The organism is Mycobacterium marinum (genome assembly GCF_003391395.1).
Classification (GTDB): Bacteria; Actinomycetota; Actinomycetes; order Mycobacteriales; family Mycobacteriaceae; genus Mycobacterium; species Mycobacterium marinum.
Genome location: NZ_CP024190.1, coordinates 578,565 through 598,207 on the forward strand (window position 1 = coordinate 578,565; position 19,643 = coordinate 598,207).

Below are 19,643 nucleotides of genomic sequence, written 5' to 3' on the forward strand. Positions count from 1 at the left end.
CAAGCTAACAATCGGCTTTGCAGTTGACCACATTGGCTAGTGACAGGCCGTCGCGCAGGCGGCGGCAGTTGTCGACGGCCTCGGTCAGATAGCGCCGCATGGTGTCGACGGTGTACCAGGTGACGTGGGGGGTGAGCACCACGTTGTCCAAGCGCAGCAACGGATTCTCGCGCACCACCGGCTCCACGGCGAACACATCGAGCCCGGCGGCGGCCAGCGATCCGCTGCGCAGCGCGTCAACCAGGGCGTCTTCGTCGACGACGGCGCCGCGAGAAGTGTTGATCAGCAATGAATTCGGCTTCATCCGGGCCAGGGCGTCGGCGTCGAGCAGCCGATCGGTGTGCGGCGTCAACGGCAGGTGCAGCGAGACGATGTCACTGGTGGCCAGCAGTTCGGGCAGGGGCCGCCAGCCGGGCCGCCCGTCGTCTCGGGTGCTGGTGTGCAGCACGGTTGCGCCCATCGCGGAGACTATGGTGGCCACCCGCTTGGCGATGTTGCCGTAACCGATCAGTCCGACGGTGCAACTGCCGATGTCGCGCACCGATTCGCCCAGTTGCGGGTCGGTTGGCCAGCCCCGTCCCTGCCGGGTCGCCGCGTCGAGCTCCGGCAGCCGGCGCAGCGCCGCCAGCATGAGCAGCACCGTGCCCTCGGCGACCGAAGGCGCGTTGGCGCCGGGCATGTTGGCGACGGCGATGCCGTGCTTGGTCGCGGTCGCCACGTCGATCGTGTTCACTCCGGCGCCGAGCTTTTGGACCAGCCGCAACCGCGGCGCGCGTTGCAGGTCGGCGCCCGAGAGTGGGCGCAAGACGTGCCAAATTACCTCGGCGTGGTCCAACTCCCGATAGAAGCCACTGTCGTCGTCTTCGGCGCACCATCTGATGTCGAGCCAATCACGCTGTGCGGCAATAAATTCAAGTACCTTCTCGCCGGGGACGAAGTGGGCCAGAACTCGTAACGGCTGGTTCACTGCCACCGCTTCGCTATCCAGTCGGTGATGGTGTCGGCTTGTTCGTCGCGTGCGCCGGGGGTGGTGAAGTAGTGGTCGGTATCGATGGAGGCGCGTGCTTTGTCCGTGCTGGCGAGCCCGTCGTAGATGCACTGCGCGTCGGAGGGGAACACTCCGGTGTCGGCGTCGGCATTGATCACCAGGGCGGGACACGTGATCCGGGCTAGGTGCGGTGCCGCCCGGGTCTGCGCCACCCGCAGGCTCCACATGCCCAGCCAGTTGCGCAGCGTGCAGGCCGCGGCGATGCCGCGCGCTGAGCGGTTTGCCCGCACCGGTTTTCCGGCATAGCACAGATTGGGCTCTCGGTTGGTCGGTTCGATGCTGGCGTCGACCATGCGCGGATCGGCCCAGGTGCGCATCACGGTGAATGGCCGGTCGGAAAATCCCGCGGCGCGTACGCGTTTGAGTTCGTCCTCGGCCCAGTCGGTGATGCTCTCGTTGCGCGCCGCCTGCGCCGCCCGGTAGCGGCTGAGGAACTCTGGGGAGTATGGCGGCCCGTTGCGCTCGTTGAACAGGTCCAGGTCGGGATCGGTTGCAACGGGGTCGTTTTCGTCGATGACGGCGGCGTCCATCCAGGCCGTCAGCACTTCCGGGCGGCCGGGATGGGCGGCCGTGGCCACGTAGCCGTCCGCGGTGGGTAGTTCGTTGACGCCGGCCGCCGGGCGCGTTCCCGCCAGCGGCGTTACGTTTGGATCCACCGCCTGTGACTGATAGGCGGCCATCAGCGACCCGCCTCCGGAGTTACCCAGCAGCACCACCGTTTCCGCGCCGGCGACCTCGCGCAGCCAGCGCACCCCGACCCCGATGTCGACCAGCGCGTGGTCCAGCGCAAAGTTGCTTTCGAAGCCGCGAAACCTGGTGTTCCAGCCCAGGAACCCGATGCCGCGGGCGGCCATGTAGTCGGCGAGGTAGTGCTCGGAGAAATCGATCTGGTAGTGCGTGGCGATCATCGCCACCGTTGGCCTGGTTCCGGCGGCACGGTGATAGAGCCCTTGGCACGGGTGTCCGCCGGCACCGGCTCGTCCGGCGGTCGGCGAACTCAGCCCGACGAACTCGCGGTTGATCTCGGGTGTGCCGGTTGCAGCGGACAATTCAGGAGACCTCCACGCCGTAGATGGCTCGGTAGTAGATGTTGGCCAGGGTCTGGATGCAGGCCAGGTCGTCGGGCTCTTTGGTGCGAGACCCGCTGAGCTGGATGTAACAGAACTGGTTGAACATTGCCACGATCGCCTCGGCGACCAGCTGCGGGTCGTCGCCCGGGCAGTAGCCCTCGGCCTGGGCGCGCTTGACCGTTTCCTTGATGAAACTGATGGGGACTGCACACATATCGGCCCACTGTTGGGCAAAGTCCTCGTTGACCATGGCCAACTGCGACACGCTGACCATCTCCGCGAGGCGGTTGCGATAGGTGTTCCAGTGCGCGGCGGCGGCTTCATAGGCGCGCTCCCGATTGGAGAGACCGTGGCTGGTCACCGACAGCGCCCGCTGGTTGACTTCATCGCGAAACCGCAGTGCCCACTGGCGGACCATTGCTTCTTTGGAGTCGTAGTAGTTGTAGAAGGATGCCGCCGAGCGGCCGGCCTCGGCGGCGATGTCGGCAATCGTGGTGGCCAAGATGCCCTTGCGCGCAATAACCGTCCGGGCGGCGGTGTCGATCGCGGCCTGCGTCTGGCGTCCGCGGTGCGTCGGGAACTCCGGCACCTGGCGTACCTCCTCTGGAACAAATCTGAATCTGATGTTAGATTCAGATTTGAATCGTGGCCAGGCCACGCACTTGATCGGAGTCAACAGATGATCAAGCCGCACAACACCAATACCGAATTCGAGTTCGGCGGAATCAACCACGTCGCGCTGGTCTGTTCGGACATGGCTCGTACCGTGGACTTCTACAGCAACATCCTCGGGATGCCGCTGATCAAGTCGCTCGACCTGCCCGGCGGCCAGGGCCAGCACTTCTTTTTCGATGCGGGCAACGGTGACTGCGTCGCCTTCTTCTGGTTCGCCGACGCACCCGATCGCGTCCCGGGCATCTCGTCGCCGGGGGCTATCCCCGGCATTGGCGACATCACCAGCGCCGTGAGCACCATGAACCACCTGGCCTTTCACGTACCGGCGGAAAAGTTCGACGCCTACCGGCAACGGTTGAAGGACAAGGGCGTGCGGGTCGGCCCCGTGCTCAATCACGACCACAGCGAGTTCCAGGTGTCGGCGACGGTGCATCCGGGGGTGTACGTTCGCTCCTTCTACTTCCAGGATCCCGATGGCATCACGCTGGAATTCGCCTGCTGGATAAAGGAGTTCACTGCCGACGACACGCCGGCGGTGCCCCGCACGGCGGCAGACCGGCGGCCTCCGGTGGCAGCGGGGCACTAGGCAAGCGTGACCGACGCTATCTTGACCGACGATCAGATCGCGGCACTGAGCCCGCAGCAACGGCGTGATCTGATTTCCCGGCTGGAACGGCCGCTTGGCGAGTTGGTGGACCCGACGATCCTCTCCCGGACTCGTCGTATCCGACTGCGGCTCATCATCAGTTGCGCGCTGGTGCTGATCCCGTGGACGGTATTTCTGGGGCTGACCTTGCCGGGCAACTACGTGGCGCACAACTGGCCGGCCACTTGGGTGGGCTTCGACATCCTGTTGGTGGCCTTCATGGCGGCTACCGCGGTGCTGGGCTATCTGCGCCGCCAACTGCTGCTGCTGACCGCTTTCACCACCGGTGTGCTGCTGATCTGTGACGCCTGGTTCGATCTGATGACGGCGGGGCCCAACGACCGCTGGTGGTCGGTGGGGTCCGCGCTGTTCATCGAGCTACCGATAGCCGTCGTGATGATCACCGGGGCGCAACGCATCATGCGACTCACGCTGGCGCGGCTGTGGCTTATTGAGCCGGGGACGCGGCTGTGGCACCTGCCCTTGTTCCCCTGAGGCCGTAAAGCCTGGGATCGGAGAGTTCATCGAGCAGCGAAGCCAGCTGGTCGACGAGCTGGCCGGGCTCGAGTTCGACGTCGCCCTCGATCCAGGCGCTGATGGTCTGGGCAACGCCGCCGACGATGAAGTGCGCGCCCACCTTGATCCGGTCGTTGGCCGGGATTCTGAGCGCATCGCCGGCATGCTGGCCCGACAGCATGGCGAACAGTGCGCTGGATTCGGTGCGCTTGCGCACGACCACGGGATTGGCCAGGTGGGTGCTGAAGAGCAGCCGCCCGATGCGGGCGTCACCGACGATGGTGCGCACAATTTCGGCGATCCCGGCGCGGGCCTGCTCGGGAGGGGGCACCGTCGCAACCGCGGCCTGGATGGTGGTGGCCAGATCGCCGACCACCCAGTCGAAGACCCCGCCGATGAATTCATCCTTGTCGGGGAAGCTCTCGTAGAAATAGCGTGCCGACAGGCCGGCCTGGCGGCAGATGCCCCGCACCGTTAGCTCGGCGATATCGCGATCGCTGGAACCGAGCAGTTCCAGCCCGGCCTCGAGTAGCTGGCTGCGGCGAGCTGCGAGCCGTTCGGTCGCCTCCACTCCCCGGTACGGACGCATGCTTGGGGCGCTGGACCCCTCGGTATTACTAGTCATTGCCAAATATCTTGACATTAAAGCGGTAGCACGACACCATCGGGAAACGTGTGTTTTCACAATTGATACCCGCGGGCAGGGGGTTTCGGTGACGATCCAGGAGGCGGCGGGCCGACTTGCGCCGCATGTCGAGCGGCCGATCTCTGACCCGCCGCGCCAGGTCAGGCGGCGAAAACGCGGCGGTTTCGGGGATGGGCTGATGGGGGTGGCGCTGCTGGCCGGTCCGGCCAACGTGATCATGGAGTTGGCGCGTCCTGGAGTTGGACACGGCGTGATGGAAAGTCGGGTCGAAAGCGGTCGAATCGACCGCCACCCGATAAAACGGGCCCGAACCACCTTCACCTACGTTGCGGTGGCCAGCGCCGGCACCGACGAGCAAAAGGCCGCCTTTCGCCGTGCCGTGAACCGGGTCCATGCCCAGGTCTACTCGACACCGGAGAGCCCGGTGAGTTACAGCGCCTTCGACGTGGAGCTGCAGCTTTGGGTGGCGGCCTGCCTGTATAAGGGCGGCGTTGATATCTATCGAACCTTCGTCGGCGAGATGGACGACGAGGAGGCCGATCGCCACTATCGCGACGGCATGTCGATGGGCACCACCCTGCAGGTGCCCGCCGAGCTGTGGCCGCCGGATCGGGCCGCCTTTGATCGGTACTGGCGGGAGTCGCTGCAGAAGATCCACATCGATGACGCCGTGCGCGAATATCTGTATCCGATCGCCGCGTCCCGGGTGCGCGGGGTTGCCCTGCCGGGCCCGCTGCGGCGGTGGTCGGAAGGCTTGGCGCTGCTGATCACCACCGGTTTTCTGCCGCAGCGGTTCCGTGACGAGATGCGGTTGCCCTGGGATGCGGCCAAGCAACGGCGGTTCGATCGGTTGATTGCCGTGGTGGGTGCGCTAAATCGGATGATGCCGCGAATCGTGCGGGAGTTCCCGTTCAATTTGATGCTCTGGGACCTGGACCGCCGGATCAGGACCGGCCGTCGGTTGGTGTAACGCCCGAGCGGGCGGTCCGGCCAACGCGGCTGACTCTCCATCTTGCGGAAGGGGCGTGGACTTCGGCGCGCCCTGACCAGATCTGTTCGGCTCGATCCGTTGGGCCGCCCACCGGCGTTGATGGACCTGATGGCGGCCTCCAAAACCCCCAGGAAGTGGTTTCCCGCCGGACTTGCAATGTGGCCGTCCGTGGTGTCGAATGTCGATAATGACAATCATATTCATCTCTGGCAGTGCTGGCCGTGGTGGCTCCGGTGTGGTTCGCCTCGCCGCCTGAGGTGCATTCGGCCCTGCTCAGCAGCGGCCCGGGGCCGGCGTCGCTGCTGTCGGGGGCAGCGGCGTGGGCGGGGTTGAGCACCGAGTACGCGTCGGTGGCAGACGAACTCATGGGCGTGCTCGCAGCGGTGCAGGGCGGGGCCTGGGAGGGGTTGAGCTCAGAGCTGTATGTGGCCGCCCATGTGCCATACCTGATGTGGCTGATGCGGGCCAGCGCGACCAGTGCGCAGGCGGCTGCACAGCATGAGGCGGCGGCCGCCGCCTACACCACCGCATTGGCGGCCATGCCGACCATGCCGGAGTTGGCCGCCAACCACGTCATCCACGGGGTCTTGATGGCGACGAACTTCTTCGGCATCAACACCATTCCGATCGCCGCCAACGAGGCCGACTACGTCCGAATGTGGATTCAAGCGGCGACCACCATGTCGACCTATCAAGCGGTATCCGCGGCCGCCGTGGCGTCGACGCCACCGAGCACTCCGGCTCCGCGCATCCTGGCAGCGCCGGCCGCCGCCCATGACCATGACCATGACCATGGGGGCGATCCCACCCCGATCGACTACTTCGTTGCCGAGGTACTGCGCATCATCAGCGGCGGCAGGATCATCTGGGATCCCGCCGAAGGGACCGTGAACGGCATCCCCTACGACGACTACGTCAACGCAGCCCAACCGATCTGGTGGCTGGTTCGTGCCCTGGAGTTCGGTCAGGACTTTCAGACCTTCATCAAGGAATTGTTCACCAATCCGATCGGCGCCATCGAGTTCATGGTCGAACTCGTCTTGTTCGATTGGCCGACGCACATCGCCCAGATCATTCAAGCGCTGGCGCAATCCCCGCAGTTGCTCGCCGTTGCACTCGGTGGCGTTGTTGCCAATCTGGGGGCGATATCGGGATTGGCCGGGCTATCCGGGCTGGCCGGTCTGCATTCGGCCGCCCTTCCAGCCGCCATCGCGCCGATCGCCCCGCCGATGCCGCCCGGCGTTGCGTTGGCCCCCACGGTCGCCGCGTCGGTGGCGGCGCCCACACCGCCATCTGCACCGCCGTCCGCGACGAGCACGGTGGCCAACGCCGCGCCGCCGCCCCCGCCCGCCCCGGCCGCAGGGGGCTTCGGGTTCCCCTTCGTGGTGGGGGGTGGTCCCGGTATCGGCTATGGCGAGGGCATGAGCGCCAGCGCGGCCGCGAGCGCCAGGAGAAAGGCGCCGGAGCCGGATTCCGCGGCGCTGGCCGCCGCGGCGGCCGCGCGCGAGGAGGCACGTCGGCGTCGGCGCAAGCGTAAGACGGAACGTGGCTACGGCGAGGAGTTCATGGACGTGGAGGTCGATCCGGACTGGGGCGGACCCCGTGACGATGAGCCGGTGGCCTCGACGCAGGGTGCCGGGCGACTGGGATTCGCCGGCACGGTGCACAGCGAATCGGCCGCCACGGCGGCGGGGTTGACCACCCTGGTCGCCGACGAGTTCGGTGGCGGTCCGAAGATGCCGATGCTTCCGGGTACCTGGGACACCGACTCGGATGCGCCGAGCGACTAGCCGCGTAATGTCGGTTGGGTGCGTAGCGAAGGCGATAGCTGGGACATCACCACCAGTGTTGGGTCGACGGCACTGTTCGTCGCCACGGCACGTGCACTAGAGGCGCTGAAGCCCGACCCCTTGGCCGTGGACCCGTACGCGGAGCTGTTCTGCCGCGCCGTCGGCGGTTCCTGGGCCGACGTCCTGGACGGCAACGCAGCGGACCACGAATTGCAGAGCGACGACTTTGGCAAGCACTTCGTCAATTTCCAGGGTGCCCGCACCAAGTACTTCGACGCATACTTCCGCCGCGCGGTCGAGGCGGGGGTGCGGCAGGTGGTGGTCTTGGCGGCGGGGCTGGATTCGCGCGCCTACCGATTGTCCTGGCCGGACGGGACCACCATCTTCGAGTTGGACCGACCTCAGGTCCTCGATTTCAAGCGTGAGGTGCTCGGTGGCCATGGTGTTCGGCCGCGCACCGAGCGTCGGGAGATCGCCGTCGATCTGCGAGACGATTGGCCCCAGGCACTACGGGACAGCGGCTTTGATGCCGAAGCTCCGTCGGCGTGGATCGCCGAAGGGTTGCTGATTTATCTGCCCGCTGCGGCGCAAGAGCAACTGTTTACCGGCATCGACAGCCTGGCCTGCCTCGGCAGTCATGTTGCGGTGGAGGATGGTGCACCGCTGCCCGACGCGGAGTTCGCCGCCAAGTTGGAGGAAGAACGCGCCGCCGTGGCTGCTGGAGGTGAGCGGCCGTTTTTCCAGCTGCTCTACAACGAGCGATGTGCTCCGGCCGCCGACTGGTTTAGCGAACACGGCTGGACCGCGCTGTGCACCCCGTTGAACAGCTACCTGCGCGAGGTGGGCCGACCGGTACCCGGTCCCGGGTCCGAGGTTGCGGCGATGTTCGCGCGCAACACCCTGATGAGCGCCACCAAGCCCTGATCAGCGATCCGATGCCGTTATCGATGCCGGATTCGGTTCGGCTCGGAACTTCTGGATGCCCGGATCCGACCACTGGGCGGCTTGTGGTTTACGCCGCCCAGGCGATGCGTTCTGCGGGTGATCAACCGTGGTGAGGGGTCGGCTGGTGGGTGGTCCTGGCGTCGACCAAGGTTTGATAATGAAAATCATGTTCACTACTCTGGAGTGCTTGGTGACGCTCGGTGGGCTCGTCTGGGGAGGAAATATTCATCATGCGAATGCAAGCTGTGTGCAGTAGTCCGCCGGGGGACTATAAGTTGCAGTTCAGTGCACTGGGGCGCGAGGTCCGGTGGTGAGTAACGTGCTCGCAATCACCTCGACAGTTAGCTTATGCAATGCTAACTTCAGGGCTGATTTTGACGGTAGTTCAGAGCAACGCGAGGTTCAGGAGACAGCAGAAGCGTGAAACGTGGTGATAACGGCATGCCTGCTGCTCAGTCCCCTACGTCGCGGGTAAGCGGCCGGGTAGACGCTGACGTTGTCAGTCGGTTCGCGACCTGCTGCCGCGCGCTTGGCATCGCGGTTTATGACCGCAAGCGCCCAGCTGACCTGGACGCCGCACGATCGGGTTTCGGTGCGCTGACCCGGGTCGCCAGCGATCAGTGTGACGCATGGACCGGATTGGCGGCCGCCGGAGATCAGTCAATTGGAGTCCTCGAGGCGGTCTCGCGGACCGCGGGTACGGCCGGTACGTTGCAGCGCCACGTGGAGTTGGCGGCCGGGTCGTTGGGCTTCCTCTACGACACCGGCCTTTATCTGCGGTTTCGGGCGACCGACCCGGATGGCTTTCATCTCGCGTACGCGGCGGCACTGGCGCTGGCGGGAGAGTCGGCGCAATTCGCCAAGGCCAACGAGTTGGTGTCGGGCATTGTCGACCGCCGGCCGAGCTGGCGCGACGCGCGCTGGCTCGCGGTCGTCATCAACTACCGCGCCCAGCGTTGGTCGGATGTCGTCAAGCTGCTGACCCCGATCGTCAACGACTCCGAACTTGACGAGGCCTTTGCGCACGCGGCCAAGATCACCCTGGGCACCGCGCTGGCCCGGTTGGGCATGTTTGCCCCGGCGCTGTCCTACCTCGAGGAACCGGACGGCCCCGTTCCGGTCGCCGCGGTCGATGGCGCACTGGCCAAGGCGTTGGTGTTGCGTGCCCACGTGGACGAGGAGTCGGCGAGCGAAGTCCTGCAGGACCTGTATGCCGCCCATCCGGAGAACGAGCAAATCGAGCACGCGCTCTCCGACACCAGCTTTGGGATTGTGACCACCACGACAGGTCAGATCGAGGCTCGTACCGACCCCTGGGATCCCGAAACCGAGCCCAGCGCCGACGACTTCGTCGACCCCTCCGCCCACGAGCGCAAGGGCGTGCTGCTGCACGAGGCCGAGCTTCAGCTGGCCGAGTTCATCGGACTGGAAGAGGTGAAAAATCAGGTTTCCCGGCTGAAGAGTTCGGTGGCCATGGAGCTGGTGCGTAAGCAGCGGGGGCTTGCCGTAGCTCAGCGCACCCACCACCTGATCTTCGCTGGCCCGCCCGGGACCGGTAAGACGACGATTGCGCGCGTGGTTGCCAAGATCTATTGCGGCCTTGGTCTGTTGAAGCGGGAGAACATCAGGGAGGTGCACCGCGCCGACCTCATCGGCCAACACATCGGCGAAACCGAGGCCAAGACCAACGCCATCATCGACAGCGCACTGGATGGGGTGCTGTTCCTCGATGAGGCCTACGCGCTGGTAGCAACCGGCGCCAAGAACGACTTCGGGCTGGTGGCCATCGACACCTTGCTGGCCCGCATGGAAAACGACCGTGATCGGCTGGTGGTGATCATCGCCGGTTACCGGGCCGATCTGGACAAGTTTCTGGATACCAACGAGGGCTTGCGCTCGCGATTCACCCGCAGCATCGACTTCCCCTCGTACACCTCACATGAGCTGGTGGAGATCGCACACAAGATGGCCGAACAGCGCGACAGCATCTTCGAACCGGCGGCGCTGCAGGACTTGGAGGGGCTGTTCGCCAGGCTGGCGGCCGGCTCAACTCCGGACTCCAACGGAGTCTCGCGGCGCAGCCTCGACATCGCCGGCAACGGCCGGTTCGTGCGTAACATCGTCGAACGTTCCGAAGAAGAACGCGAATTCCGGCTCGACCACTCCGAGCACGCTGGATCCGGCGAGTTCAGCGATGACGAGCTAATGACAATCACCGGCTCCGACGTGGGCAGGTCGGTTGAACCGCTGCTGCGCGGCCTGGGTCTTTCGGTGCCCGCATGACGACCAATGAGCCCGATGGCGAATGGGCCGGTGCCCGGCGATCGTTCACGTCGCGTACCCCGGTCAACGACAACCCCGACAAGGTCGAGTACCGGCGCGGTTTCGTCACCCGTCACCAGGTGACCGGTTGGCGGTTCGTGATGCGCCGCATCGCTTCGGGTATCGCGTTGCACGACACCCGGATGCTGGTCGACCCGTTGCGCACCCAGTCGCGTTCGGTCCTGATGGGTGTGCTGATCTTCATCACCGGTTTGGTTGGCTGCTTCGTATTCTCGCTCATCCGGCCCAACGGCCAGGTGGGGAGCAACGCGGTACTCGCCGATCGGTCCACCGCCGCGCTGTACGTGCGGGTCGGAGACACCCTGCACCCGGTGCTCAACCTGACCTCCGCTCGGCTGATCGTTGGCCACCCCGTCAACCCCACGACGGTGAAAAGTACTGAGCTGGACCGTTTTCCGCGCGGCAACCTGATCGGCATTCCGGGTGCCCCCGAGCGGATGGTGCAGAGCGAGGCCCGCGACTCCGACTGGACGGTGTGCGACGCCATCAGCAGTGGGTCGCAAGGCGGCAGCGCCGCCCACAGCACCGGCGTTACGGTGATCGCCGGCTCGCCGGAGCCCAGCGGCCACCGGGCAACCGCGCTCGGCGCCGGGCAGGTGATTCTGGTCAATGACGGCACTAGTAGCTGGCTGCTGTGGGACGGCAAGCGCAGCCGGATGGACCTGGCCGACCATGCGGTCACCAATGCGCTGGGATTTGGCACCGACCTGCCCGCGCCGCGACCCATCGCGCCGGGTTTGTTCAACGCGATACCGGAGGCGGCACCGCTGGCGGCACCGGCCATTCCCGACGCAGGCAATCCGGCGGCCTTTGCCGTGCCCGGGCCTATTGGCTCAGTGGTTCAGGCTTACACCCTGGGTGACAACAGCATTCAGTACTATGCCGTGCTGCCGGACGGACTGCAGCCGATCTCGCCGGTGCTGGCTGCCATCCTGCGCAACACCAACTCCTACGGTCTGCAGCAGCCGCCGCGGATCGGTGCCGATGACGTCGCCAAGCTGCCGGTGTCGCGAATGCTGGATACCACCCGCTATCCCGCCACACCGATGCACCTTGTCGACACCGAAAGCAATCCCATCACCTGCGCCTACTGGAGCAAACCGGTCGGTGCGACGACCAGCTCGCTGACCTTGTTGTCCGGAGCGGCGTTGCCGGTGCCCGACGCGGTCCACACCGTCGACTTGGTGGGTGGCGGATCGCAAAACGGTGCTGTGGCAACCCGAGTTGCCCTGGCGCCAGGTACCGGCTACTTCACCCAGACCGCTGGTGGTGGCCCCGCGGCGCCGCCTACCGGGTCGTTGTTCTGGGTCTCCGACACCGGGGTGCGCTACGGCATCGACACCGAAGGGGAAGGCGGCCGCAAGACGGTTGAGGCGCTTGGGCTGCAAGATCCCCCGGTACTGATTCCGTGGTCCGTCCTGTCGTTGTTCGCGCCAGGCCCGACGCTGTCCCGCGCCGACGCACTGATGGCCCACGACGGGTTGGCACCTGACAGCAAGCCGGGTCGTCCGGTATCGGCCGAGGGGGAGCCCCGATGAGCAGACTGATCTTCGAGGCCCGCCGGCGGCTGGCGCCGCCGAATACCCGCAAGGGCACCATCACCATCGAGGCTCCGCCGGAGTTGCCCCGGGTGATTCCGCCGTCGATGTTGCGGCGTGCGATGCCTGTTCTGATCGTGATCCTCATCGTCGGAATGATCATCGCCCTGGTGGCGACCGGGATGAAGATGATTTCCCCGCAGACCCTGTTCTTCCCCTTCGTGCTGCTGCTGGCCGCGACCGCGCTCTTCCGCGGCAACGACAAGAAGATGCGCACCGAGGAAGTCGACGCCGAACGGGCCGATTACCTGCGTTATCTGTCGGTGGTGCGGGACAACATCCGGGCCCAGGCGGCTCAGCAGCGGGCCGCGGCGCAGTGGTCCCATCCCGACCCGGACGTGTTGGCCGCGGTGCCCGGATCCCGTCGGCAGTGGGAGCGCGACCCGCACGATCCCGACTTCCTGGTGCTGCGGGCCGGCCGCCATTCCGTGCCGCTCACCACCACCCTGCGGGTTAGCGACACCGCGGATGAAATCGACTTGGAGCCGGTGTCGCACAGTGCATTACGTAGCCTGCTCGACACCCAACGCACGGTTCGTGACGTGCCGACCGGGATCGATCTGACCAAGGTCTCGCGGGTCACCCTCGTCGGGGACCGTGCCCAGGTGCGCGACGCGCTGCGGGCCTGGGTTGCCCAAGCGGTGACCTGGCACGACCCGACGGTGCTGGGAGTGGCGCTGGCCACCCGCGACCTGGAAAGCGGCCAGTGGTCCTGGCTGAAGTGGTTGCCGCACGTCGACATCCCCGGTCAGGCCGACGGCGTGGGCCCGGCCCGCTACCTGGCGGCCGACCCCGATGACCTGGTCGAAATGTTGGCTCCCGCGATACTCGATCGACCCGCCTACGCTGGATCGGCAGCAGACGCGTTGCGGCACTTGCTGATCGTGGTCGACGATCCCGACTACGACATCAACGCGTCGATGCTGGCGATGGGCCGCGCCGGGGTCACCGTGGTGCACTGTTCGTCCACCCTTCCGCACCGCGAGCAGTATTCGGATCCGGAGAAGCCGATCCTGCGCATCGAGGATGGCGCCATCACCCGCTGGCAGACCGGCGGCGGCTGGCAGGCCTACATTGACCACGCGGACCAGTTGGGTGCCGACGAAGCCTCGCACCTGGCCCGCCGGCTGTCACGGTGGGATTCCAACCCAACGCATGCCGGGCTGCGCTCGGCGGCCACCCGCGGCGCGAGCTTCACCACGCTGCTGGGCATCCCGGACGCTTCACAGCTGGATGTACAGGCAATCTGGGGTCAGCGCCGCCGCGACGACGAGTTGCGCGTGCCGATCGGCATCACCGCCAGCGGCGAGCCGTTGATGTTCGACCTGAAGGACGAAGCCGAAGGCGGGATGGGGCCGCACGGCCTGATGATCGGCATGACCGGGTCCGGGAAATCCCAGACCCTGATGTCGATCTTGCTGTCGCTGTTGACAACTCACTCAGCGGAGCGGCTCATCGTCATCTACGCCGACTTCAAGGGTGAGGCCGGGGCGGACAGCTTCCGGAATTTCCCTCAGGTCGTCGCGGTGATCTCCAACATGGCCGAGAAGAAGTCGTTGGCCGACCGGTTCGCCGACACCCTGCGCGGTGAGGTGGCTCGTCGCGAGACGCTGTTGCGCGAGGCCGGCCGCAAGATCCAGGGCAGCGCCTTCAACTCGGTGCTCGAGTACGAGAACGCCCGGGAATCGGGGGGCGTTGCCGGACTTGACCTTCCCCCGATCCCGACGCTGTTCGTGGTCGCCGACGAGTTCACCCTGATGCTGGCCGACCATCCCGAGTACGCGGAGCTGTTCGACTACGTGGCTCGTAAAGGCCGGTCGTTCCGCATCCACATCCTGTTCGCGTCCCAGACCCTCGATGTCGGCAAGATCAAGGACATCGACAAGAACACCTCCTATCGGATCGGGCTGAAAGTGGCCAGCGCCAGCGTTTCTCGCCAGATCATCGGGGTGGAGGACGCCTACCACATCGAGGCGGGCAAAGAGCACAAGGGCGTCGGCTTTCTGGTTCCGGCGCCGGGTGCGGCCCCGATCCGGTTCCGCAGCACCTACGTCGACGGCATCTACGAGCCGCCCCAGCAGACCAAGACCCGGGTTGTGCACAACATCCCGGAGCCCAAGTTGTTCACCGCCACCGCGGTGGAGCCGGATCCGGACACCGTCATCTCCGAGGTCGAAGAGGAGCACCCGGTTGGTCCGCCGCGCAAGCTGATCGCAACGATCGGCGAACAGCTGGCCCGCTACGGTCCGCAGGCGCCACGGCTGTGGCTGCCGCCGTTGGACGAGCCCATCCCGTTGAGCACGCTGCTGGCCACGGCCGGGGTGGCGCAACGACAGTGGCGCTGGCCCCTCGGCGAGATCGACAAGCCATTCGAGATGCGCCGCGACCCGCTGGTGTTCGATGCGAACTCGTCGGCCGGGAACTTGGTGATCCATGGTGGTCCCAAATCCGGAAAGTCCACCGCGCTGCAGTCGTTCATGCTGTCGGCCGCCAGCCTGCATTCGCCCAGCGAGGTCACGTTCTATTGCCTGGACTACGGCGGCGGGCAACTGCGGGCGCTGCAGGATCTGGCCCACGTCGGTAGCGTCGCATCCGCACTGGAACCCGAACGCATTCGGCGCACCTTCGGTGAGTTGGAGCAGTTGCTGCTGGCGCGTCAGCAGCGCGAGGTGTTCCGGGACCGGGGTGGAAACGGTCAGGCCCATGGTTCGGTCCCCGACGACGGTTTCGGCGAGGTATTCCTGGTCATCGACAACCTGTACGCGTTCAGCCGCGACAACACCGACCAGTTCAACACTCGTAACCCGTTGCTGGCCAGGGTGACTGAGTTGGTCAATGTCGGCATGGCGTACGGGATCCACGTCATCATCACCACCCCCAGCTGGCTGGAAGTGCCGTTGGCGATGCGCGACGGTCTGGGGATGCGTCTCGAACTGCGGTTGCACGACGCGCGGGACAGCAACGTGCGGGTGGTCGGCGCGCTACGTCGACCGGCTGAATCCGTTCCGCACGACCAGCCCGGCCGCGGGCTGACCATGGCCGCCGAGCATTTCCTGTTCGCCGCGCCAGAGCTGGATCAGGTGCCGGCAATCAACGCGCGCTACCCGGGCATGGCCGCCCCACCGGTGCGGCTGTTGCCGATCGACCTTGCCCCGGACGCGGTCGGAAACCTCTATCGCGGCCCGGATCAGATCGTCATCGGTCAGCGCGAAGAAGACTTGGCGCCGGTGGTGCTCAACCTTGCCGAGAACCCGCTGTTGATGGTGTTCGGTGACAGCAAGTCGGGCAAGACGACCCTGCTGCGCCACATCATCCGCACCGTACGTGAGCACTCCACCGAGGATCAGGTGGCTTTCACCGTGCTGGATCGACGGCTGCATCTCGTTGACGAGCCGTTATTCCCCGAAAACGAGTACACCGCCAACATCGATCGGATCGTCCCGGCGATGCTGGGCCTGGCCAACCTGATCGACTCACGACGGCCGCCGGCGGGCATGTCTGCCGCGGAGCTGGCCCGGTGGACTTATCAGGGCCACACCCACTACCTGATCATCGATGACGTTGACCAGATCCCGGACACGGCCGCGATGTCGGGTCCCTTTGCCGGGCAGCGGCCGTGGACACCGCTGATCGGTCTGCTGGCCCAAGCCGCAGATCTCGGGTTGCGGGTGATCGTCACGGCGCGCGCGTCCGGATCGGCGCACGCGCTGATGACCAGCCCGCTGTTGCGCCGGTTCAACGATCTGCAGGCGACCACGTTGATGTTGGCGGGCAACCCGCAAGACAGCGGCAAGATCCGCGGTCAACGGTTCAGTCGCCTGCCGGCGGGACGAGCGATGTTGTTGGGCGACAGTGATGATCCGACGTACGTGCAATTGGTCAATCCGCTTGTCGGTGAGGCCACGACAGTTACTGAAACGCAGCAGAAGGGAAATTAGTCATGACGTTGCGAGTGGTTCCGGAGGGATTGGCCGCGGCTAGTGCTGCGGTGGAAGCGCTGACGGCCCGGCTGGCGGCTGCGCACGCAAGCGCATCCCCAGTGATCTCAGCGGTGGTGCCCGCCGCGGTCGATCCGGTGTCGTTGCAGACTGCGGCCGGGTTCAGCGCCCAAGGCATTGAGCACGCTGCGGTGGCGGCCGAGGGTGTCGAAGAGTTGGGACGAGCCGGTCTCGGCGTTGGTGAGTCCGGCGTGAGCTATCTCGCCGGCGATGCGGTTGCCGCTGCTACCTACGGGATCGCAGGCGCCTGACAATGGCTGTTGCCGCCGGTCCTATCTGGATTGCGTCGCCACCCGAGGTGCATTCGGCGATGCTGAGTAGCGGTCCCGGCCCGGCTTCGCTGCTTGCAGCGGCCGGAGTCTGGAGCGCGCTCAGCGCCGAGTATGCCTTGACGGCGGCGGAACTCAGTGAGGTACTGGCGGCGGTGCAAGCGGGAGCCTGGCAGGGGCCAAGCGGTTTCCAGTACGTGGCCGCGCATCTTCCGTATGTGGCATGGCTGCTGCAGGCCAGCGCCGATGGTGCCGGCAAGGCGGCCGAGCACGAGGCCGCTGCGGTGGCCTACTCGGCCGCGTTGGCGGCAATGCCGACGCTCACCGAGCTGGGCGCAAATCACGCCCTGCACGGTGTCCTGGTCGCAACGAACTTCTTTGGGCTCAATGCGATTCCGATCGCGCTCAATGAAGCCGACTACGTCCGGATGTGGGTGCAGGCCGCTACCACCATGGGTTTGTATCAGGCGACTGCGGGTGCGGCGCTGGCCTCGGCGCCGCGCACCGGTCCGCCGCCGAAGGTGGTCAACCCCGGCGGTGGGCAGGTGGCTCACCTTGCCGCCGACGCGGCCCAGGCGCAGTCCGGTGCCGCAGCGCCAGGGGGCTCTGACCCCTGGCAGTTGCTTTGGCAGTTGCTGCAATATCTGTGGAATGCCTACACCGGGTTCAACACCTGGATGTTCGATTTGATCTGGGAATTCCTGCAGGACCCAATCGGAAACACGATCAAAATCATCATCGCGTTCCTGACCAACCCGTTGCAGGCCATCATCACCTACGGCCCACTGTTGTTCGCGTTGAGCTATCAGATTTTCTTCAACCTCGTCGGCTGGCCGACCTGGGCCCTGATCTTGAGTTCTCCTTTCCTGCTGCCGGCGGCGCTGGGTCTGGCCTTGAGCGCCATAGCGTTCACGCCCATCCAGATTGCGGCGGAGGTGCCGGCCGCGGCCGCGCCACTGGCCGCCGCGGCCGTCACTGCCAAGTCTGTGTTCCCGGCGGCCAGCCTCGCTTCGCCGGGCACCGGCTCCGCGGGGGCTCCTGCGTCGGGCGCCGGCGCCGGCGCACCCGGAAGTGCGCCACCGGGCCCGGCCGCTCCGGCGCCGGCGAGTTTTCTCTATGCCGTTGGTGGCAGCGGTGATTGGGGTCCCAGCCTGGGGCCAACGGTAGGCGGTCGAAGCGGTGCCAAGGCGCCGGCGGCGACCATCCCGGCGGCCGGCGCGGCGGCGGCCAGCCGAGCCTCCGCGCGCAGCCGGCGACGTCGGCGAACCGAAATGCGGGACTACGGAGACGAATTCCTGGATATGGACGCAAATGGTGTCACCGGGCCGGCGGTGACCGACGACGCCGCACGGGCGTCCGAGCGTGGGGCCGGGCAATTCGGCTTCGCCGGCACCGTATCCACCGAGGCGGTGTTGCAGGCCGCGGGCCTGACGGAGCTCGTGGTGGACGAATTTGGAAACGGTCCCCGGATGCCGATGGTGCCGGGCAGCTGGGACAGCCCCCAGGAAGGGAGAGAAGACGGTTTACAAAGTGAGTGACCGAAACCCACGCCGAGAGGAGACAAGGAGATAGTTATGAGTCTTTTGGATGCACACATTCCACAGTTGGTGGCGTCGCAGGCAGCGTTTGGCGCGAAGGCCGGATTGATGCGCCACACCATCAGCCAGGCCGAGCAGGCTGCGCTGTCGGCGCAGGCGTTTCACCAGGGCGAGTCCGCGGCATCTTTTCAGGCCGCCCACGCGCGTTTCGTCGCGGCAGCCGCCAAGGTGAACACCTTGCTGGATATCGCGCAGGCGAACCTGGGCGAAGCCGCCGGCACCTATGTGGCTGCCGACGCTGCGGCCGCCTCTGCCTACACCGGTTTCTGAGTCCAGTCATAGAACGAAAGGGTTTGTGATGTCACAGATCATGTACAACTACCCGGCGATGCTGGCCCACGCCGGGGACATGTCGGGCTACGCCGGCACGATGCAGGGGCTGGGTGCCGACATCTCCGCCGAGCAGGCCGCGTTGTCCAGCGCCTGGCAGGGTGACACCGGGGTGACCTACCAGGCGTGGCAGGCACAGTGGAACCAGGCGATGGAAGACCTGGTGCGGGCCTACCAGTCGATGTCTGGAACCCACGAAGCCAACACCATGGCCATGCTGGCTCGCGACACGTCCGAAGCCGCAAAATGGGGCGGCTAATCCTTTAAATGGAGTCAATGCCCAACGCAGTTGAACTCACGGTCGAGAACGCGTGGTTTATTGCGGAGATGGTTGGCGCGGGCACCTTTCCGTGGGTGCTCGCGATCACCACGCCCTACAGCGATGAGGCCCAGCGCAGTGCCTTTTTCGCGCGGCAACGAGATGAGCTGACCCAGCTAGGTCTGTTGTCCTCGGACGGTGTGGTCAATCCGGCGGTGGCCGAGTGGATCAAAGTGGTCTGCTTTCCCGAGCGGTGGCTGGACCTGCGTTACGTGGGTCCAGGCACGGGCAACGGCGGCGAGGATCTGTTGCGTGGCATCGTGGCGCAAAATGCCGGAATCATGGGCAAGGCCGGCAAGGCCCACCCGAGCTTCAACACCGTTGTCGCGCTGCGTAATGCCCAATTGGTCACCTTCACGGCAATGGACATCGACGACCCCAGGGCGCTGGTTCCGGTGCTCGGGGTCGGACTGTCGGCCCGGCCGCCGGCCCGCTTCGAGGAATTCAGCATGCCGATGCGGGTCGGTGCCAGGGCCGATGAGCGGTTGCGCTCCGGCGAGTCGCTCGACGAGGTTCTCGACTACCTCGGCATTCCAGTTTCGGCGCGGCCGGTGGTCCAGGCCGTCTTCTCCGGGCCGCGCAGCTACGTCGAGATTGTCGCCGGCTGCAATCGCGACGGCGAGCACACCACCACCGACGTCGGCCTGAGCATCGTCGATACCACCGCGGGGCGAGTGCTGGTCAGCCCGTCGCGCGCCTTCGACGGGGAATGGGTCTCCACCTTCAGCGCCGGGACTCCCTTCGCGACAGCGGTCGCGATAGACCAACTGATCGCCAACCTGCCGGACGGCCAGTGGTTCCCCGGCCAAAGGTTGTCCCGAGATTTCTCGAGTCAACCCTCCTAGTGACCTCCTAGCAATG

The 19,643-nt window shown here is 65.9% G+C and carries 17 protein-coding genes; 13 read left to right on the plus strand and 4 right to left on the minus strand.

The genetic code is table 11. From position 1 onward, the window contains the following. Window positions 1–4: 4 nt before the first annotated feature. Genes CCUG20998_RS02490 through CCUG20998_RS02500 form a run of 3 tightly spaced genes read right to left on the minus strand, consistent with a single transcriptional unit; the run spans window position 5 to window position 2,707 of the window. Window positions 5–973 carry a 2-hydroxyacid dehydrogenase gene (locus CCUG20998_RS02490; protein WP_020731551.1) on the minus strand — a complete coding sequence of 323 codons (969 nt, stop codon included), beginning with the start codon at window positions 971–973 and terminating at the stop codon, window positions 5–7. Beyond that, window positions 964–2,097, minus strand: coding sequence for an alpha/beta hydrolase (locus CCUG20998_RS02495; protein ID WP_020731552.1), 1,134 nt, complete (start codon window positions 2,095–2,097; stop codon window positions 964–966). The genes CCUG20998_RS02490 and CCUG20998_RS02495 overlap by 10 nt, the downstream gene beginning before the upstream one ends. 1 nt (window position 2,098) lies before the next feature. Continuing rightward, window positions 2,099–2,707 carry a TetR/AcrR family transcriptional regulator gene (locus tag CCUG20998_RS02500; RefSeq protein ID WP_020731553.1) on the minus strand — a complete coding sequence of 203 codons (609 nt, stop codon included), beginning with the start codon at window positions 2,705–2,707 and terminating at the stop codon, window positions 2,099–2,101. 90 nt (window positions 2,708–2,797) lie between these two features. Between CCUG20998_RS02500 and CCUG20998_RS02505 the strand changes: the two genes are divergently transcribed. Together CCUG20998_RS02505 and CCUG20998_RS02510 are read left to right on the plus strand one after the other, a co-directional pair. After that, complete coding sequence (locus CCUG20998_RS02505; RefSeq protein ID WP_012392501.1) at window positions 2,798–3,379, plus strand: VOC family protein; 582 nt, start codon at window positions 2,798–2,800, stop codon at window positions 3,377–3,379. A gap of 6 nt (window positions 3,380–3,385) precedes the next feature. Further along, entirely contained in the window at window positions 3,386–3,934 is a 549-nt protein-coding gene (locus tag CCUG20998_RS02510) for a hypothetical protein (protein WP_020731554.1), read from the plus strand. Here the strand turns inward: CCUG20998_RS02510 and CCUG20998_RS02515 are convergent. Then, entirely contained in the window at window positions 3,888–4,580 is a 693-nt protein-coding gene (locus CCUG20998_RS02515) for a TetR/AcrR family transcriptional regulator (RefSeq protein WP_036456969.1), read from the minus strand. The two genes, CCUG20998_RS02510 and CCUG20998_RS02515, sit on opposite strands and share 47 nt — an antisense overlap. Window positions 4,581–4,668: 88 nt before the next feature. Between CCUG20998_RS02515 and CCUG20998_RS02520 the strand changes: the two genes are divergently transcribed. The 11 genes from CCUG20998_RS02520 (at window position 4,669) to CCUG20998_RS02570 (ending at window position 19,627) form a co-directional block, all read left to right on the plus strand. Continuing rightward, on the plus strand, window positions 4,669–5,571 hold the full coding sequence (locus tag CCUG20998_RS02520; RefSeq protein ID WP_020731556.1) for an oxygenase MpaB family protein: 903 nt from the start codon (window positions 4,669–4,671) through the stop codon (window positions 5,569–5,571). Between the two features lie 233 nt (window positions 5,572–5,804). Then, window positions 5,805–7,382, plus strand: a complete 1,578-nt coding sequence (locus CCUG20998_RS02525) for a PPE family protein (protein WP_020731557.1) — start codon at window positions 5,805–5,807, stop codon at window positions 7,380–7,382. 18 nt (window positions 7,383–7,400) lie between these two features. Then, entirely contained in the window at window positions 7,401–8,306 is a 906-nt protein-coding gene (locus CCUG20998_RS02530; RefSeq protein ID WP_103653948.1) for a class I SAM-dependent methyltransferase, read from the plus strand. A gap of 441 nt (window positions 8,307–8,747) precedes the next feature. Then, the gene (eccA3, locus tag CCUG20998_RS02535) at window positions 8,748–10,610 is read left to right on the plus strand and encodes a type VII secretion system ESX-3 AAA family ATPase EccA3 (protein ID WP_020731559.1); all 1,863 of its coding nucleotides are present in this window, start codon (window positions 8,748–8,750) and stop codon (window positions 10,608–10,610) included. Next, window positions 10,607–12,208, plus strand: a complete 1,602-nt coding sequence (eccB, locus tag CCUG20998_RS02540) for a type VII secretion protein EccB (protein WP_020731560.1) — start codon at window positions 10,607–10,609, stop codon at window positions 12,206–12,208. The genes eccA3 and eccB overlap by 4 nt, the downstream gene beginning before the upstream one ends. Then, window positions 12,205–16,206 carry a type VII secretion protein EccC gene (locus CCUG20998_RS02545; RefSeq protein WP_020731561.1) on the plus strand — a complete coding sequence of 1,334 codons (4,002 nt, stop codon included), beginning with the start codon at window positions 12,205–12,207 and terminating at the stop codon, window positions 16,204–16,206. Before eccB ends, CCUG20998_RS02545 begins: the two co-directional genes overlap by 4 nt. 2 nt (window positions 16,207–16,208) lie before the next feature. Next, a complete protein-coding gene (locus tag CCUG20998_RS02550) occupies window positions 16,209–16,517 on the plus strand; it encodes a PE family protein (protein WP_011739404.1) in 309 nt (102 codons plus the stop codon). A 2-nt stretch (window positions 16,518–16,519) separates the two neighbouring features. After that, complete coding sequence (locus tag CCUG20998_RS02555; protein ID WP_020731562.1) at window positions 16,520–18,073, plus strand: PPE family protein; 1,554 nt, start codon at window positions 16,520–16,522, stop codon at window positions 18,071–18,073. 36 nt (window positions 18,074–18,109) lie between these two features. Then, entirely contained in the window at window positions 18,110–18,403 is a 294-nt protein-coding gene (esxG, locus tag CCUG20998_RS02560) for a type VII secretion system protein EsxG (protein WP_011739406.1), read from the plus strand. A gap of 28 nt (window positions 18,404–18,431) precedes the next feature. Then, on the plus strand, window positions 18,432–18,722 hold the full coding sequence (locus CCUG20998_RS02565) for a WXG100 family type VII secretion target (RefSeq protein ID WP_012392512.1): 291 nt from the start codon (window positions 18,432–18,434) through the stop codon (window positions 18,720–18,722). A gap of 8 nt (window positions 18,723–18,730) precedes the next feature. After that, entirely contained in the window at window positions 18,731–19,627 is an 897-nt protein-coding gene (locus tag CCUG20998_RS02570) for an ESX secretion-associated protein EspG (RefSeq protein ID WP_020731563.1), read from the plus strand. Window positions 19,628–19,643: the final 16 nt, after the last annotated feature.

Excerpts from the sequence above, each read along its gene's own strand:
- esxG (WP_011739406.1), top strand. The coding sequence starts at position 18,110 with ATGAGTCTTTTGGATGCACACATTCCACAGTTGGTGGCGTCGCAGGCA.
- CCUG20998_RS02565 (WP_012392512.1), top strand. The coding sequence starts at position 18,432 with ATGTCACAGATCATGTACAACTACCCGGCGATGCTGGCCCACGCCGGG.
- CCUG20998_RS02545 (WP_020731561.1), top strand. The coding sequence starts at position 12,205 with ATGAGCAGACTGATCTTCGAGGCCCGCCGGCGGCTGGCGCCGCCGAAT.
- CCUG20998_RS02570 (WP_020731563.1), top strand. The coding sequence starts at position 18,731 with ATGGAGTCAATGCCCAACGCAGTTGAACTCACGGTCGAGAACGCGTGG.
- CCUG20998_RS02505 (WP_012392501.1), top strand. The coding sequence starts at position 2,798 with ATGATCAAGCCGCACAACACCAATACCGAATTCGAGTTCGGCGGAATC.
- CCUG20998_RS02550 (WP_011739404.1), top strand. The coding sequence starts at position 16,209 with ATGACGTTGCGAGTGGTTCCGGAGGGATTGGCCGCGGCTAGTGCTGCG.
- CCUG20998_RS02515 (WP_036456969.1), bottom strand. The coding sequence starts at position 4,580 with ATGACTAGTAATACCGAGGGGTCCAGCGCCCCAAGCATGCGTCCGTAC.
- eccB (WP_020731560.1), top strand. The coding sequence starts at position 10,607 with ATGACGACCAATGAGCCCGATGGCGAATGGGCCGGTGCCCGGCGATCG.
- CCUG20998_RS02555 (WP_020731562.1), top strand. The coding sequence starts at position 16,520 with ATGGCTGTTGCCGCCGGTCCTATCTGGATTGCGTCGCCACCCGAGGTG.